Annotated in this window: 1 protein-coding gene and 1 pseudogene; one reads left to right on the plus strand and one right to left on the minus strand. The window is 56.4% G+C overall.

What is annotated here, in order from left to right:
- Positions 1-398, plus strand: a pseudogene (locus C9413_RS32455) (hypothetical protein); the annotation flags it as partial.
- Positions 399-809: 411 nt separating this feature from the next.
- Here C9413_RS32455 and C9413_RS32460 read toward each other — a convergent pair.
- Positions 810-911: transposase domain-containing protein (locus C9413_RS32460; RefSeq protein ID WP_170251258.1), on the minus strand; the 102-nt coding region annotated here is incomplete at its 5' end.

Genomic DNA, 911 nt, shown 5'->3' on the forward strand with positions numbered 1-911 from the left:
ATCCACGTCTTCCGGGGTGGACCACTCCTCGGCTGATTCAGTTAGCTTACGGGATCGACCTCATCACTGAGCACATCAAGCTTGTCATCGGCGAGGAATGGGATTTGCGCAGAAAGCATTCGCAAACTGCGGCGACCCGATTCCTAGTTCCTGATCGCGATGGCACCTTTGATTGGATCGGTGGCGAGAACCGGGCGGCTGCTATACCTGGTGTTGTCGAAACCAAATTGTACGTTGAACCAAAGACGCCGATCGTCAGGAAAGGCGATTACGGAGACTGTATCGGATACGTCATCGCCGCTTCACCCAGCCTTGCTGAGACCGAGGGGATACTTCAGTGTGCGGTCGACTTGCTCGATTGGTCAATCACACCATTTCCGACCCTTCGCGAACGGTAATATAGCTGCCGACAACGTCCCGGCACCCGAGAGTGCCATACAGGGCAATCGTCGCCGAACTTTGGTGCAACCGAGAAGTTGGCGTTGCGATCTCATCAGTGGTGAAGGTCGCAGCGTTACCGCGCCACCGGCGCCGGTTAAAATGGGAGGGCACCGCTAGCGCGGTATCCCCGCACCGAAGGGCGCCTTGCTTTGTTGAGCTGACATCGTTGTTTTTGTGAGCGGCATCGCCACGTTGCTAATGACGAGGATAACGACGTGTCGTATCCCCACGGTGAGGGCCGTCTTGTGATGTGAGGCGGAACGTTGGATGTCCTAGTGCAAGCACTAGGGATAGTCCTATGACAATGCAGCAAATCGAAGTGATCACGTCTGTGGAGCGCCGTCGTCGTAAGCGGTGAACTGAGACCGTTACTTCTGGAAGTTCCAAGGCATAAGGGCGTCGATCTCGCTCGATGGCCAACCCGCGGCGATGCGTTCGAGGGTCTGCGTTAGCCAAGCGAGCGGATCAAC

The organism is Rhizobium sp. SEMIA 4085, assembly GCF_013004495.1.
Classification (GTDB): Bacteria; Pseudomonadota; Alphaproteobacteria; order Rhizobiales; family Rhizobiaceae; genus Rhizobium; species Rhizobium gallicum.